At 39.2% G+C, this 14,306-nt stretch carries 14 protein-coding genes; 7 read left to right on the top strand and 7 right to left on the bottom strand.

Annotation, left to right across the window (positions count from 1 at the left end):
- Positions 1–24: 24 nt before the first annotated feature.
- From PQO03_RS11300 to rpoN, 3 genes are read right to left on the bottom strand one after another with little or no spacing between them, the layout of a single operon-like run.
- Entirely contained in the window at positions 25–933 is a 909-nt protein-coding gene (locus PQO03_RS11300) for a ThuA domain-containing protein (RefSeq protein ID WP_274150368.1), read from the bottom strand.
- A gap of 29 nt (positions 934–962) precedes the next feature.
- Positions 963–1,469, bottom strand: coding sequence for an RNA methyltransferase (locus PQO03_RS11295; protein WP_274150367.1), 507 nt, complete (start codon positions 1,467–1,469; stop codon positions 963–965).
- A gap of 1 nt (position 1,470) precedes the next feature.
- Entirely contained in the window at positions 1,471–2,883 is a 1,413-nt protein-coding gene (gene rpoN, locus PQO03_RS11290) for an RNA polymerase factor sigma-54 (RefSeq protein WP_274150366.1), read from the bottom strand.
- Positions 2,884–3,046: 163 nt separating this feature from the next.
- Here rpoN and PQO03_RS11285 point away from each other — a divergent pair, with 163 nt between their 5' ends.
- From PQO03_RS11285 to PQO03_RS11275, 3 genes are all read left to right on the top strand, one after another.
- On the top strand, positions 3,047–3,862 hold the full coding sequence (locus PQO03_RS11285) for an endonuclease/exonuclease/phosphatase family protein (RefSeq protein WP_274150365.1): 816 nt from the start codon (positions 3,047–3,049) through the stop codon (positions 3,860–3,862).
- Between the two features lie 89 nt (positions 3,863–3,951).
- Complete coding sequence (locus PQO03_RS11280; protein ID WP_274150364.1) at positions 3,952–4,560, top strand: class I SAM-dependent methyltransferase; 609 nt, start codon at positions 3,952–3,954, stop codon at positions 4,558–4,560.
- A 149-nt stretch (positions 4,561–4,709) separates the two neighbouring features.
- Positions 4,710–5,162, top strand: coding sequence for a hypothetical protein (locus PQO03_RS11275; RefSeq protein ID WP_274150363.1), 453 nt, complete (start codon positions 4,710–4,712; stop codon positions 5,160–5,162).
- Positions 5,163–5,301: 139 nt separating this feature from the next.
- On the opposite strand, the gene PQO03_RS11270 is transcribed toward PQO03_RS11275, so the two are convergent.
- Together PQO03_RS11270 and PQO03_RS11265 are read right to left on the bottom strand one after the other, a co-directional pair.
- Positions 5,302–6,690, bottom strand: coding sequence for a GH1 family beta-glucosidase (locus PQO03_RS11270; protein WP_274150362.1), 1,389 nt, complete (start codon positions 6,688–6,690; stop codon positions 5,302–5,304).
- Between the two features lie 100 nt (positions 6,691–6,790).
- Positions 6,791–8,308 carry a sulfatase gene (locus PQO03_RS11265; RefSeq protein WP_274150361.1) on the bottom strand — a complete coding sequence of 506 codons (1,518 nt, stop codon included), beginning with the start codon at positions 8,306–8,308 and terminating at the stop codon, positions 6,791–6,793.
- Between the two features lie 275 nt (positions 8,309–8,583).
- Between PQO03_RS11265 and PQO03_RS11260 the strand changes: the two genes are divergently transcribed.
- From PQO03_RS11260 to PQO03_RS11250, 3 genes are all read left to right on the top strand, one after another.
- The gene (locus PQO03_RS11260; RefSeq protein ID WP_274150360.1) at positions 8,584–9,756 is read left to right on the top strand and encodes a rhomboid family intramembrane serine protease; all 1,173 of its coding nucleotides are present in this window, start codon (positions 8,584–8,586) and stop codon (positions 9,754–9,756) included.
- 286 nt (positions 9,757–10,042) lie between these two features.
- Entirely contained in the window at positions 10,043–11,554 is a 1,512-nt protein-coding gene (locus PQO03_RS11255) for a phytoene desaturase family protein (protein WP_274150359.1), read from the top strand.
- An 83-nt stretch (positions 11,555–11,637) separates the two neighbouring features.
- Positions 11,638–11,898: a hypothetical protein gene (locus PQO03_RS11250; RefSeq protein ID WP_274150358.1), complete on the top strand. Its 261-nt coding sequence runs from the start codon at positions 11,638–11,640 to the stop codon at positions 11,896–11,898.
- 11 nt (positions 11,899–11,909) lie between these two features.
- Here PQO03_RS11250 and PQO03_RS11245 read toward each other — a convergent pair whose 3' ends face one another.
- Entirely contained in the window at positions 11,910–12,119 is a 210-nt protein-coding gene (locus tag PQO03_RS11245) for a dodecin (RefSeq protein WP_274150357.1), read from the bottom strand.
- Positions 12,120–12,599: 480 nt separating this feature from the next.
- On the opposite strand from PQO03_RS11245, the gene PQO03_RS11240 reads away from it, so the two are divergent.
- Complete coding sequence (locus PQO03_RS11240; RefSeq protein WP_274149473.1) at positions 12,600–14,045, top strand: transposase; 1,446 nt, start codon at positions 12,600–12,602, stop codon at positions 14,043–14,045.
- Here PQO03_RS11240 and PQO03_RS22120 read toward each other — a convergent pair.
- Entirely contained in the window at positions 13,987–14,298 is a 312-nt protein-coding gene (locus PQO03_RS22120) for a hypothetical protein (protein WP_420792868.1), read from the bottom strand. The genes PQO03_RS11240 and PQO03_RS22120 overlap by 59 nt on opposite strands.
- Positions 14,299–14,306: the final 8 nt, after the last annotated feature.

Raw genomic sequence — 14,306 nt, 5'->3', positions numbered from 1 at the left:
TTAATTTTAAATGCCTGCTGAAGTTTATGTTTCTAGAGGAATTAACTCTACTGCTTGACTCGATGGAAAGTTATTGGGGAGAGCTTTAGCTGGCACGTCCGATAAATAGCGCGTAGCTCGTGTAAATGACGTTCTAAAGGCTACACAACGCACTCCTGCAGGTAAAGTTTTTTGACCTTTCCAATAATGGCCATAGGTCGAATTATAAATTTCTCCCTTGCCGTATTTCACTATCCATTCAATAGGAAAGTTTTTTTCCGTTTTTAAATCTTTTGCATAGGAAAGTACCGTCATGTTTTCTGCGGGCCCACGTGCGTAGCGGTAGACTTCTAAATCTGCTGCCATCCATTGCTTAGGATAGTCTTTAGTAATTGCATGCTCGTCCAATTTATGAACGATAAGATCACGCCTTTTGCCGTGTCCCGTATTCTCACCCTGACCTGCGGGGACAAGTACTAGCTGATCATTCTCTATATGAATAGCTTTTCCAAAATCTTTGTTTCGCCAGCCTAAGCCAATCATTTTATTGTATTCTTTCCAAGCCGGAAATGCATTATTAGCTGAATGAAATACTAACATATTTCCGCCTTCGTAGATATATTTTTCAAAAGCTTTTTGGGCTGCTAATGGCCATGAATTACCGTTGTTGATATCATTGGTATTTTGTATCACAAGCTTATATTTTTTAAAATCAGGTAAGAACCCAGACCAGACTGGATCCCCTTTTATTGGTACCGTAGCAACAGAAATTTCGAACTCTTTTTCTTCTTTCAATAAAGTCTTTATGAGTTCCGTTGTTTTTTTCCAATCGTGATTGCTAAAGCCATCTACAATTAAAACCTGTACTTTATCTGAATCAGCTGCTTTCACTTTGGTAAACACAGTCAAAAAACAAAGCGTTACTAAGATAATAAATCGAATATAAATAGGCACCTGAGTGCTCCTGTTTTTAAATTATAAACTTACTTAGCTAATTGATGAGCCGCTTGAAAAAGTACCACTGCAGCACAATTAGACACATTGATTGAGTTCTTAAGTCCACGCGCAGATAAGGAAATAAACTCGTCGCAGGCCTCTAACGTTTCCTGCTGCATTCCCAATGCTTCGTTTCCAAAAACAAAAGCACTGGGACCAGTAAAGTTAGCTTTATAGACATCGATGGCACTCTCTATTGTATCCACTGCATAAACTCGATAGCCTTCCTTTTTCAATTGCTCAACAGCCTCTAGCGAATGATCAAAGTGTGTACAATTAACAAACTGATCTGTACCCATTGCCGTTTTCTCTAGCTTGGGGTGAGGTGGGGTCGCGGTATAACCACAGGTATACACTGCCTTGATATTAACCGCATCTGCTAAGCGAAAAATATTTCCCACATTATGCGCTGAACGCAAACGGTCCAAAACTACAATCACATCAATTTTTTCATGAAGTTCTTGTTCTCGGTCTCCTGTTATAATCGTCGGCATCTTAAAAAATCATCTTTCTTTTTGAGGCTGCACTAAAGCCTGCTATTTCACGATATTTAGCGACTGTGCGGCGTGCAATATTCACTCCTAATTCTTCTAGGGCTAATAAAATCTTGCCATCGCTAATGGGTTTTTCGGGATCTTCATCATTGATGATTTCTCGAATCATTTCTTGGATTCTTTCCGCAGTCATTTCTTCGCCTTCATTTACTTTCACGGCATGATTAAAGAAAGATCGCAAAGTATAAATACCTTTGGGACTATCGAGATATTTACCTGCTACTGCACGTGAAATAGTCGTTTCGTGCAAATCTAATTCGCCTGAGATTTCGCGCATTGTGACAGGATTTAAACTACTTGATTGATTCGTAAAAAAGTCTTTTTGGTCACGAGCCACTAAGCGACTTATGCGCAATAGAGTACTCTCACGCAAATCCAAACTCGTCAGTAGTGAACGACTCTCTGCGAGTTTCTCTCGCAAATAATTTTTTGTTTCAGTATCGGTTTTGGGGTCCTCTAACATCTTCATGAATTTATCTGAGAGTCGTAAACGAGGAACAAAATCTTTCGAACTTGTGACTTCTATCTCACCATCTTTTAACTCGAAAATTACATCAGGAGAAATAAAATCTGGGCGACGGTTGCTGTAAGCTAAACCCGGTGATGGATTTAATTTTTGAAGCTCTTCAATCAAATCTTGAACTTCCATAGGACTAATTTTTAAAGCTTTCGCAATTTCTTTAATTTTATTTTTCTCTAAATCGGCTAAATGCTTATCCACGAGTTTATAAAGTAAAGATCCCTTCGTTTTTTTTAATTGAATCAAAAGGCATTCACGTAAATCTCTGGCGGCGATGCCTGGGGGATCAAAGGTCTGTAATAAAGCTAATACACGTTCAGCATTTTCTATGGAACACATGGCGTTAAAAGCGACTTCCTCTATACTCGCATTTAAGTAACCACGATCATTGAGTAAGGCAATTAACACATTAGCAATCTCAATATCTGCTTCAGTAATCTCTCCTTGATGAATTTGCGATAGAAGAAAACTAGCTAAGTCCTGTTCATTACTTAGAGAGTCAAAAAAATGTTGGCGCGTTTTATCTTGATCTGGATTAAAAGCACTATCGCCATAATACGACTCAAGCTGGACCATGCCGATCAGTGATTCATCCTTATCAACCGCAGCCATTGCCTCAGTCGACATCTCTGTATTCTCGCTTAAGGGGTCTCCGGCTAAATTTTCACCCGATGCTTTATCTAATTCTAAGGTCGGATTTAAGGATAACTCTTCATTAATTTTTTGCTGAAGCTCCATAACTGGAAGGCTCAGGATTTCTAAGGAAAGTAATTGATGGGGCGCGAGGTGTTGCTCCTGCCTCATTGACTGACTTTGAAAAAATGCGTGCTCCATTGACTTAACCTTAATTTATCTTATTATAAAATGAACACTAACGGAGCTAAATCAAGTAATGAGCCAAGATAATTCTTTTGACTTTTCTCGCTGAAAAATTTGGTTTTTTTAAGTAAAACAAATTCTTTAACTTAGATAAGCTTTATTAGCAAGGACAAAACTCATGCCCAAATGGCCCCAATCAGGAGAAGCCAAACGTATTTCTCCCCTCAGTACCAGTCATAATTTTTGCGATCAACGTAAAGATATTTTACGCTTAAGTACTTTTAATCTCGCTCATGGCCGCGGGCGATCCATGAGCCACTTCACCATGCGTCGTAAAAATATCGAAGCCAATCTCATTTCTACGGCCAAACAGATTCAGCGTTCACCCGTTGATCTACTTGCCCTCCAAGAATCAGAAGCTGAAATGACTTGGCATAAAAACCTTCATCAAAGTCAGTTTTTAGCTGAACATGCGGGGTTTTCTCACGTTGCACAAGGTGAGCACGTTTATGGAAAGCGTTACTCCTATGGAACTGCGGTTTTATCTAAACTAAAAATCGTACATTCTGAATCCCACGTGTTCCCACGTTCAAAACTAACTTTCCCCAAGGGTTTTGTTTCCGCTGAAGTTATTAGTCATTGCCAAAAACACTTTCGTGTGATCTCACTTCATTTAGATTTCCTACATGAAAAAACTCGCCAGCGGCAAATTCAAATGCTTTGTCACTACATTCAAAAGCAGAAAGCTATGCCTCTTATTATTATGGGAGACTTTAATTGCCAATACCGCAAAAATGGCGTACTTGAAAAACTCGCTCTCGAATTGGATTTACAGTTGTGGAATCCCCTAGAAAAAATCATTAGTTTTCCAAAGTTAGGCTTGCGCTTAGACTGGATACTCATATCCAAAGAAATGCGTTTCAACTCTTATGAACTTTGGGATGATTTAGTTAGTGATCATCTAGCTGTGCGAGCGGAACTCGAGTTTCTTTAATAAAAAACTTCTAAATTAGTCTTTTCTTAGTGGATGAAAGCTTCAAGCTAAGTTCACTTAAGTAGATATAAATTGGGAGACGAAAAATCATGCGTACAAAAGGCAATGAAAAAGCTGAAAGCTGGGATAAAATTTACCGCGAAGGAAAACCAGGTTGGGATATTGCCAAACCCGCCCCGCCCTTTGTAGACCTCGTAAAACAAAATCCCGATTGGCTAACACCCGGAACCCTCATTAGTTTTGGTTGTGGTGGTGGTCATGATGCCAATTACTTCTCTCAAGAAGGATATACAGTTACTGCCTTAGATTTTTCCTCTGAAGCCATTAAGCTCGCCAAAAATAACTACCCTGATTTAAAACTCATTCAAAAAAATATTCTCGAATTATCTTCGGAGCAGGATGGCTTTTACGATTATGTCTTAGAGCATACTTGCTTCTGTGCCATTCCTCGAGAGCAGCGCCGTGATTATATGGAAAGTGCTCACCGCATACTCAAGGAAAATGGTCAAATCTTCGGACTTTTCTATCGCTTTGATCCTCCAGATCAAGATGGTCCTCCTTATTCTCTATCCATGGAAGAGCTTGAGCAAGCTTTTGATGGCCTATTCACCCTTGAAGAAAATTTTATCCCTAAACGTTCTCATGGTCGCCGTACACAACGAGAACTCTTTATTAGACTCAAAAAAATAAATGATTAAGCATAATAAAGGGCATGATGCGACCCGTACTAGAGGGACTCTGTCCCCCTCGAGCTCCCCCAGCAAGGATTTGCCAATCCTTGACCAGGCAACCAAGGGGCCTTGCCCCGCTTAATCGATAATCTTATTAAAAATATAAAGGAACTAAAATGAAAAAAATCTTATTTACACTCATCGCTTTAAGCTTCAGCATGCAGGCCGAATTTAGTCATACTGATTTTCAAATCACGGCACCAATAACTGAGAAAAAGAATGCTCCTGGCCCACAGGTCACCATGTTTTTTCTTCCGCCAATGGATAATTTTCAAGCTAATGTAAATGTTCAAAAACAAGCTTTTAAAGGCTCGATGGAAGCGTATAAAAATATCTCTCTCGGTCAATTTCAAAAAATGAAATTTACTCTAATTAGCGAAAGCCTTGTCAATGGTGTGTTCACTATTGAGTACACTGGCATCATGCAAAAACGCGAATTTCAATGGTATGCAAAAGCATTTAAAAAGGGTGAGCTTATCTATCTCGTTACGGGAACGGCTCCTAAGCGTACTTGGCAGTACCAAGGAGATATTCTTAAAGATTCAGTTGATAGCTTTAAACTGAAATAATATTTATTTGAGAAAGATCAGGCTTGCTTGATCTTTTTTTTCATTACTCATAGACGAACATAAAAAATCCTAAGCTTCAAAGCTTAGGATTTTTTGATGATAACAAAACGAGGCCTCATTGCGAGGCCAGCAATTTTAATTAAATATTGGCGCCATTTTGAGCAATGGAATCACTCAACCAACGCGCAGATAATTTAGGTGTACGTTCAAGTGTCTCGTAATCGACACGGCACATTCCGAAACGACGGTTATAGCCAAATGACCACTCAAAATTATCCATTAATGACCAAGCAAAATAACCACGTAGGTCGACACCTGCTTCAATAGCATTGCGTGATTCACGCAAATATGACTCATAAAATTCTTTGCGCATTACATCATTAAGCGCGGCATCAGTATCAGGCTCATCACAAGCACAGCCATTTTCAGTTATGTAAATAATGGGATGATCGTAACGAGCATCAATCCATTTGAGTAGATCGCGGCAGCCTTCGGGAACGATATTCCATTGCATATGGGTTTTATTCCATGATGGATCATTGGAGAGGAAAACTTGCTGATCATCAATCATTCCACCGTTGCCGGCTATGTCACTCACTAAAGTATCATTTTCATTGGGCTCAGAAGCCATCATTGATGTATAATGATTGAGGCCAAAGAAGTCACTCGAACCAAAAACCTCGGCTTTTTCTGCTTCTGTGAATTTGGGAAGGCGCTCGCCAACTCGTTCTTTCATGACTTCTGGATAATCACCTTTCCAAATCGGATCGGCAAACCAGGCTAAGAAAAACTCCATACTGCGTTCTGCGGCTGCCACATCTTCTGGTTTATCTGTTAGAGGGTAGCGGAAATCGCAATTGTTGGTGATGCCAATCGTACCATTCTGGTGAGCGAATTCATTTTTATAAACGCGGTAAGCGCGTGCATGACTCAAAATTAAATTATGGGCCGAGATGTAGGGCTCTGATTGAGAAATACGTCCTGGAGCATGTGCGCCAATACCATAACCAAGTACAGCTGCACACCAAGGTTCGTTGAGTGTGATCCAATTCTTCACGCGATCACCAAAGTTTTCAAAGCAAATACGTGAATATTTTTCAAAGTGTCCGACAATCTCTTTGTTAAGCCAGCCATCATGCTCGATTTGTAGTGCTAATGGAAGATCCCAGTGATAAAGAGTTACCCATGGTTCAATTCCATGTTCTAATAAGCAATCAATCAAACGATTATAAAAGTCGATGCCCTGCTGATTAACTTCACCTTTTCCATCTGGCTGAATACGTGACCATGCGATAGAGAAACGATAAGCCTGTAAACCCAGTTCCTTCATCATTTTCACATCTTCTTCAAAGCGATGATAGTGGTCGCAGGCAACATCGCCATTGTGACCGCTTTCTACTTTGCCTGGAGTATCGCAAAAAGCATCCCAAATGCTCATTCCTCTACCATATTCTTTTGCTGCACCTTCGATCTGGTAGCTCGCTGTTGCTGAACCCCATACAAAATTTTCTGGAAATGCTTTGCTCATAATTTTTCCTTGGCTTTAATTTTATCTTTAATACGCTTTTAATAGCCTACATTTGATAATAATTGACAAAAATGTATGGCTTATTTGTAAGTTTTTATAGTTAATTACTATAAATGGCGCGACTCAGGCCACTTGCTTTTGCTTGCTTTTGTAATTTCTTAAGAATTTCACGGTACTCAGGGTTATTCGCTAAATTGACTGTCTCTAGAGGATCTTTTTCATAATCGTATAACTCAATCTCTTTCAGAGGGCCAAATTGAGTATTATCATTTTGATAATTATTGTCCACCCATTCGATATAGCGGTAGCGTTCAAAACGGAAGCCATACCCCATGATCTTTTTATTTTTTCCTGCATTGCGCGGAAATTGACTGAGGGCAAAAGTCGCCTGCTGAGCCTCTTCACTGAGCAGGCTTTTACCATCGAGAATTTCCGGGATTTCTAAAGCACTGAGTTCACACAAAGTAGGAAACATATCAATCAGTTCAACGGGTTGCTTATAGACTCCTGATTTCAATTGCTGGCGGGGATCATAAAGAAAGAAAGGAACCCGCGTGGCTTGTTCGTAATTACTATGTTTACACCACATTCCATGATCACCTAAATGAAAACCATGATCTGACCAAAAAATGATTATCGTGTTTTCTTCTAGGCCCTCTTGCTTTAAAGTACTCAGTAATTTAGCTATCTGAGCATCCACATAAGAAATGCAGGCCGCGTAACCATGCTTTAACTTCCTTTGAAAATCCTCTGGTACTTTACCGTTCACTCGAGGTACATTATAACCTGAAAATTCCCAGGAATCCTGATAGGCATAAGAAGGCGCTCCTTGGGCCGCACTTTGATAGCTTTCTAAAGCAAAGTCACTCTCTTTATACATGTCCCAATATTTTTTCGGCGCCACAAAAGGTAAATGAGGTTTCTTGAAGCCCACGGCAATGAAAAAAGGTTTTTCTTTTTGACCCAATTCTTTAATGAGTCGCACACCTTCTTTTGCAATCATTCCATCTTCATAAATTTCATCTGGGCCATCTACTGAACCTTCGAAACAAGGGCTTCCACCCATCGCTTTTTTGACTTCATCATAGCTTGCTTTTTTCACCTGCTGCTTTAGTTCTATCGTCTTCAATCGAATTTTCTCGTGAAATGCGGGATCCGCAAAACCAAGATTTTTCATTGCCTCGGAATTTCTGGGCTGTTCTTTTCTCGACCAAGAGGGTAAGTCCTGCTTTTTGCCATCAGCCACACAACGGTAATCAAATATTTTACCCGTGAAGCAAGTCATGTAACCCTGTGATTTAAAGTATTCAGGAATCGTAATGGCATTGGGATTGCGTTCTCGCATCAATTGACGGAACTCCCATACACGAGAGCTATCTGGTCGTAAGCCTGTCATTATACTCGCTCGAGAAGCGCCACATACCGCCTGCTGGCAATAAGCACTTTCATAAAAAGCTGATTTCTGAGCGAGCTTATCAATTGTCGGTGACTGAATCAATGGATCACCATAGGCACCTAGTATCGGCTTGAGGTCATCTACTGCAATCATGAGTATGTTCGGTCTCTCAAGAGCCAAACTTGTATATGTTATTAAACTTAAAAGTATAAAGCGGTACATAGCAATCCTTAATTTATAATTCCCCTTCCTGCGCTCATCTCTATTAATCGCCCATCAGATGCATTAATTGACATGACTTCCTTAATTTTTCTTCTTTAAGTTTCAATTAAGAAAATATTTTTCCCGCTTCACTTTATCCTGAATCCGTGAGCTGAATTGTGAATCCTCTTATTTGTTCTAGTCACAAACTAGCTTTCATAAAAACTTCATTTTTAGTCACTTGTACTTTTTGATTTTTTAATGCATCTTAATAGCTCAATTATGAGGAGGTTGAGATGTTATTAGTTCCCGTGCGCTTAGATGTGCTTTTCCCACGTGTCCCGTGGATGAATTATGCGATAATCGCAATTACCACAATTGTGACTTTTACTTGGTGGCTTTATATGCCGGAAAATGTAAAAGAATTATTTATTATGCGCTCGTGGTCAGAACCACTGGGCTGGTTTGCTTCAGTCTTAGTGCACGGAGATATCTTTCACTGGTTTTTTAATATGATGTTTTTGTGGGTTTTTGGCAATGCCATTTGCTCCAAAATTGGTAGCTGGCGCTATTTGGGTTTGTACTTGTTTTTCACTTTAACGGCTGCTTGCTTTCACCTCTTGATGGCGGATGGCGGTGCTATTGGAGCAAGCGGTGCCATAAATGGTGTAATTGGCTTTTATTTTGCACTTTATCCCGTCAATCAAATCAAAATGTTTTATTGGCTATTACTACGCCCAGGAACATTTCAGGTCGATGGTTACTGGATTATACTTTTTTGGTTATTAGGGGATATTTTTGGTGCCCTCACTGGTGGTGCAGGAATTGCTTATGGAGCTCATTTAGGAGGCTTTATTGGTGGTATGGGTCTTGCCTTTCTATTTCTTAAGTTTAAGCTCGTAGAATTTCAAAGAGCAGATAATAATCATCTCTTTCAAAGGTTCTTTGGTAGTTTTGTCATTGATGATATCACCAAAGAAATGCAAGATTACTGCGCTTCTTTAGGATCAAAAGAATTTAAAGTCAAAATCAATGATTTGGATGAGCAGCCTATACCTGCAGATATGTTAGTACGCATGATGCAGATCAAGCAAGTTAAGGGGACTGATTTAATTTATGATCGCCTTCAAGATCAATGGATGGGACTCTCTCGTTATTTACATCAAGAGGTAGAACAACATAAAAAACAAGGCAAGACAATAACAAAAATTGAGCCCACTGTCCCTGTAAGTCCAGTTGTTAGCCATGCTCCTGAAGCTGGGCCTTCCATTAGCGATAATATTCGTTCTTGGGGACAGGAAGATTTCTATATTTATCGAGACGGACAAAATCATGGGCCCTACCCTGCTCCATTATTAGCTGACTACCTAGATCAACAACAAGTTTCATTAGAAGATCTGATTTTTAATAAATCACTGCAAGAATGGCAAGCACTCAAAGATATTTTTTCTGAAGGAAAAAATACTTGATAGCTTTTTGTAAGTACATGGATATTAAATAAAAGAAGCGTTTTGGGAGATTTAAGTAGCTTTCGCTTTTTTGTCTAGCTGATGACTTCAATCACTTTAATTTCTGCTTATTATTTTCTCACAATATCAACACTTAATCCTTTTGAGAATCATAAAATTCTGTGCACAAACGTTCTGGGCTATTCACTTAAGGCTAAGTCTTCGCTTCAGCTTGTTTTAAAGACGCCGTAGAAAACTTGTAAAATTGCCCTATCTTCAGCAAAAAAAGTTAATGGGTCTAAACTTAATGTCTGAAGATAAAGAGAAATCACAAAGTATTCGTCGCGCTAAACCTCATAAATTTCGTCGTGATCGTTCTCATAGAGAAGCTAAAGTTGGTCGAGAAACTCACCTCAAAAAGGCGACTAAAGATCATTATGATGTCATTGTCATTGGATCCGGCCTCGGTGGCATGACTTCAGCCAACTGTATGGCACGTCAAGGGCGCTCAGTATTACTTTTAGAGCAACATTATATCTTGGGTGGTTTAGCTCAGTACTTTAAACGTGCAGGACATGTTTTTGACATCTCTCTTCATGGTTTTCCTATAGGCATGAAAAAAACTCTTCGAAAGTATTGGAGCAAAGAACTTGCCGATAATATTCACCAAGTAAAATCTGTTCGTTTTGATAACCCTCAATTTACCATTGACACCACTTTTACTCGTGATGACTTTACGCGAATTCTTGTAGAAGAATTTAATATTGAACGCGAACAAGTCATTGCTTTTTACGATCATTTGGCTCGTATGAATTACTATGACCAAGATAACTCTACCACTCGTGACTTGTTTCAGAAATACTTTCCTGATAGAAGCGATGTTTGGCGCTTACTTATGGAACCCATTACCTACGCCAATGGCTCTACTTTAGATGAACCCGCTATCTCTTACGGAATTGTTTTTTCCAATTTCATGAGCAAAGGTGTTTATATCTATCATGGTGGCACGGATGATATGATTGATAAAATGGAAGTCATTATGAATGATAATGGCATTGATATTTGTACTTCTGCACTAGTACAAAAAATCACAACTGAAGACGGTAAAGTCACTGGCGTTACAGTCAATGGCAAAACTTTTAGCTGTGATTGTGTTATCTCAAATGCAGGAATTCACCCCACTATCAACCGCCTTGTCGGTAGAGAAAATTTTAGTCCAGAATTTGTTCAGCAACTTGATGATGTTAAAGTTAATACTTCATCAACACAAGTTTATTTGGGGATTCGCAAGGGAGAGTCGATACCTTTCTTCGGTGATTTAGTTTTTACTTCTACTCACCCCGAATATGATGCCGATGCCTTAGTTGATATGAACATCACCAGTCGTACCTTCTCTGTCTATTATCCTGAAATTCGTCCAGATCGTGACAATCGCTACACGATTGTCGCTTCTATGAATGCTCGCTTTGACGACTGGAATGATTTAAGTGACGAAGAGTACCAAAAGGCAAAAGACAAAATGATTGATGATACCATCACTGTTTTAGATAAATATGTACCTGGTATTCGTGAAAAAATTGATTATGCAGAAGCCGGAACTCCCAGAACAGTTGAGTTTTACACTCTTAGTGAGAAGGGTACTTCTTTTGGTACTAAATTTGAAGGCTTAGAAATTAGTTCACAAATGCCTCAGGAAATTAAAGGTCTCTATCATGCTGGATCTGTCGGTATCATCATGTCTGGGTGGTTAGGTGCTGCTAATTATGGCGTTATTGTCTCTAATCAAGCAGATAAATTTTTACATGGCCTAAGCAAGTAAAAATTTAATTGATTTTTCATGATTAGTTTTTTGACAATCTTTAGCTGAAATATATTTTATCTAAAGAAGTTGGAGGACTTAATATGAAATTAAAGACCATAAAGAAACTGAAGCGCTTAGGTTTGAACCTAAGCCTCCTATGGTTTGCGCTATCGGCTTTTTTCATCTATATAAGTGCCGATATAGCCGTTCACCATGATATTGCTGATGCTTTTGCCAATACTTATATCATCATGGCGAATATCGCATTTTTCATTGGCGGCTTCCTCTTTTACTTCTTATGGCAATTATGGATAAAAAGTATCTTACGAAAAAATGGCTTAGATGGCCTTCTCGAGAGATAAACTAAATCTACTTAATCATCTAGTGTAAAGCCGACTAGCATAGTCACCTGCCAATGATCCACATGATCTTTATCAATATTCCCACGAACTTCCTTCACTTCAAACCAGCGCATATTATGGATGGATTCTGAAGCTTTTTTTATCGCTGTATTAACGGCATCTTCTATACTACTTGGAGAAGTCCCAACAATTTCTACTTTTTTATAGGTGTGGTCGCTCATTTTTATATTCCTTTTCTGTTTATTTGTAATTAAATTACATGCTCAGCTTCGAATATAGAAATTTTATTTCTTCGGACCCTTTATAAATTGAGATTTTAAGGATTGAAAGGAACTGATTACTTTCTTGTCCCACTTTTCTGAGATCATTTCTATGGGCGTTCTCTTATTTTTATAGGAAAAATACATGAGTGCTAATACCGAAAACCACTGAAAAACTTTATTAATGGGGTGCCACAGTGGTAGTGCTGCATCAAATAAAAACCCTTGATCACTCAATGGCCAAAAATAATATAGCGGAAATTGGGTGAAAAAATAGTCCCCAAAATAATGGCTTAAAAAGCCTAGCTGGATGCACTCCGACAGATCATTCTCAAGTGCTATTAAAAAATAGCTTAAAGTTATAATTTCCAATAAAAAATCCCACTTAATCGCCTATATTGTAGTAGCTTACACCGACAATAACAGCAAGTGGGACTTTCAATGTACGATACTCTTTTTCCCGAATATTTCATCGAGGAATTACGGCAAACTATAGGAATTTTATGCGGACCATTGAAGATTGCGGGGCAAATCATACTTCGTCCTGAATTTCAAGAGATCAAAAAGGCAATTGAAGATGATCAACTTCAGTTGAGTAAAGATAGAGCCGCCACTAGAAACCGCGAGTTTAAAAACAGCTCTACCCAAAAACACCCCCCAGCTGAATTGGTGGTGGCGTTGTTCATAGCCCGTCACTTTTATGATAATTGTTACGGTGAACGAGGCTATAGTATGCTATGTGAGAATAGTTCCTTGCAGCAGTTTATTGGGCGCTTGGGCATAGGAAGCTTCCCTTCACGCAATACGATTCATGAACAAGTCTCTGCTCTTTCTGAGAAGACCCTTAATCTTTTTCATCAAGCTATTTTGAACTGCGTTAAGGAGTGTGGCCTGGATGATTTTTCAGCAGTGATTATTGATTCTACAGCCATTAAGGCCGATTCAGCGTGGCCTGTCGATAGTCAATTACTAAAGAACCTTAGTTGTAAAATGATGAAAAATATCAGTGACGTTCATGATCAGCTTCCCTGTGTTGAGCGCAGAAAGATCCCTCTCAAACGCCTGCAAAATTACTGTGATTATATGAGTAAACTGGATTTCGAGATCTCTATGCTTAAAGGAAAAAAAGGAGCAAGAAAAATGAGGCAAAAGTTTTATACGCAAGAACTTTTACCGAGGTGCCGAAAATTTATTATTCGCCTGGAGAAGACTCTTCCTCAAATTAAACAACACTGTGAAAGTGCCAAAGTTCTGATGATTGACGAATGTCTATCTCGCTTCATAGATAAAGTTTTGATGGTTGAACATCGCTTCAACATGGCTCCTAAGGACTACGATACGAAGACGGCACGGAAAATTTACAGCATGAGTGATAATGATGCAGCATTTATTAAAAAGGGTGGTCGAGAAACCGTATTTGGCTACCGACCAAATTTCGCCTTTAGTGCCAATGGTTTTCTGACATCATTCACCCTAGAATCTGGAAATACTAGTGACAGCAAGGCCTTCAGTAATTGCCTTGATGAAAATAAAAAGATGACGGGCGAGACCGCAATGATGATCAGTGTGGATGACGGATATAGCTCTGCCGCCAATTTAGATGATGCCATCGAAAAAGGGGCGACATTAGTCAGTGTTAGTGGCTCAAAGGGAAAGAAGCTCTTAGGAGAAGATATTTATGAGAGTGAAAACTACCAACTTGCGAGAAATATCCGATCAATTTCCGAAGCAGGTATTTCAAAGCTGAAGAACTATCACAACCTTGAGCGATTTACCGTTTGTGGCTTAAAGAGGGTTCGTCAAGAAACTCTCATAAGCGCCATAGGATTCAACTTGGAAAGGATCTGCCAGTTATTATGTCAAATAGAGATTGAGGTCGCCGCATAGAATGTCGGAGTGCATCTAGCTGCGTCCATATAAAAACCTTATGCCATTTACAGTTTTTACAGCTATAAATCGCCCAAGCACTGCACAATAAAGAAAATAATAAGCCGTGGCTAATCGCGTGATGATATGTCACGTAGGCATCGTGTCCCCAAAAATAACTAATCGCATCTAAATCGGGAAGAAATGCCGATAGAAAAATCCATTTTCTTAATTGCTTATCTCCCCCACTGAGCTCAGCTAAAGACCAGCCAATAACACCAT

Source organism: Lentisphaera profundi (assembly GCF_028728065.1).
GTDB lineage: Bacteria > Verrucomicrobiota > Lentisphaeria > Lentisphaerales > Lentisphaeraceae > Lentisphaera > Lentisphaera profundi.
This window is presented reverse-complemented; position numbering and strand designations above follow the sequence as displayed.

Bases quoted from the DNA above. Each gene is read 5' to 3' on its own strand.
- PQO03_RS11245 (WP_274150357.1), bottom strand. From the start codon at position 12,119: ATGAGCGACCACACCTATAAAAAAGTAGAAATTGTTGGGACTTCTCCA.
- PQO03_RS11260 (WP_274150360.1), top strand. From the start codon at position 8,584: ATGTTATTAGTTCCCGTGCGCTTAGATGTGCTTTTCCCACGTGTCCCG.
- PQO03_RS11255 (WP_274150359.1), top strand. From the start codon at position 10,043: ATGTCTGAAGATAAAGAGAAATCACAAAGTATTCGTCGCGCTAAACCT.
- PQO03_RS11280 (WP_274150364.1), top strand. From the start codon at position 3,952: ATGCGTACAAAAGGCAATGAAAAAGCTGAAAGCTGGGATAAAATTTAC.
- PQO03_RS11240 (WP_274149473.1), top strand. From the start codon at position 12,600: ATGTACGATACTCTTTTTCCCGAATATTTCATCGAGGAATTACGGCAA.
- PQO03_RS11265 (WP_274150361.1), bottom strand. From the start codon at position 8,308: ATGTACCGCTTTATACTTTTAAGTTTAATAACATATACAAGTTTGGCT.
- PQO03_RS11275 (WP_274150363.1), top strand. From the start codon at position 4,710: ATGAAAAAAATCTTATTTACACTCATCGCTTTAAGCTTCAGCATGCAG.
- PQO03_RS11285 (WP_274150365.1), top strand. From the start codon at position 3,047: ATGCCCAAATGGCCCCAATCAGGAGAAGCCAAACGTATTTCTCCCCTC.
- PQO03_RS11250 (WP_274150358.1), top strand. From the start codon at position 11,638: ATGAAATTAAAGACCATAAAGAAACTGAAGCGCTTAGGTTTGAACCTA.
- PQO03_RS11270 (WP_274150362.1), bottom strand. From the start codon at position 6,690: ATGAGCAAAGCATTTCCAGAAAATTTTGTATGGGGTTCAGCAACAGCG.
- rpoN (WP_274150366.1), bottom strand. From the start codon at position 2,883: ATGGAGCACGCATTTTTTCAAAGTCAGTCAATGAGGCAGGAGCAACAC.
- PQO03_RS11295 (WP_274150367.1), bottom strand. From the start codon at position 1,469: ATGCCGACGATTATAACAGGAGACCGAGAACAAGAACTTCATGAAAAA.